1 protein-coding gene is annotated in these 573 nt (G+C 52.9%); it reads right to left on the bottom strand.

What is annotated here, in order from left to right; translation table 11 throughout:
• Positions 1 to 3: 3 nt before the first annotated feature.
• Positions 4 to 507 carry a DNA starvation/stationary phase protection protein Dps gene (dps, locus tag H9Y04_RS49300; protein WP_002895841.1) on the bottom strand — a complete coding sequence of 168 codons (504 nt, stop codon included), beginning with the start codon at positions 505 to 507 and terminating at the stop codon, positions 4 to 6.
• Between the last annotated feature and the right edge of the window lie 66 nt (positions 508 to 573).

The raw sequence follows: 573 nt of genomic DNA, 5'->3' as shown, positions 1-573 counted from the left end.
GCCTTACTCGATGTTGGCTTCAATGAACCACAGGAATTTATCCAGATCGCGGGAAGCCGCGGTGAAGATATCTGCAGTGTCTTCGTCTTTTGCTTCGTCGATCGCCTTACGCACATCGTTCGCCACTACCGCGTAGCGGTCAGCCAGGGCTTTCAGGTGATCCTGAACGTGATGGATGTCCAGTGGGTAGCTCTGCAGCGGGGTTTTGCTGTTAATGACCTGAGTGGTACCCAGGGCGACGCCGCCCAGCTGCACCGCGCGCTCGGCCATGGTGTCCAGATGTTCGGTCAGCGCGGTACGGAAGCCATCCAGCATTTCGTGCACGGCGATAAAGTTCGCACCGCGCATATTCCAGTGTGCCTGCTTGGTGATAAGTGACAGGTCAATGAACTGGATCACCTGGCGATTCAACAGCTCAATGGTCGCTTTCTTTTCGCTGTCAGCGACATCGTTGCGGGTATAGACCAGATTAGACGCTTTTGATTTAACCAGTTTTGCGGTACTCATCGTTTCATATCCTCTTGATATTGATGCTCATCACACTTCAGATCTGAATGATGTGGAGCGTTGTCC

The organism is Streptomyces polyasparticus (genome assembly GCF_014493765.1).
Classification (GTDB): domain Bacteria; phylum Actinomycetota; class Actinomycetes; order Streptomycetales; family Streptomycetaceae; genus Streptomyces; species Streptomyces polyasparticus.
This window is presented reverse-complemented; position numbering and strand designations above follow the sequence as displayed.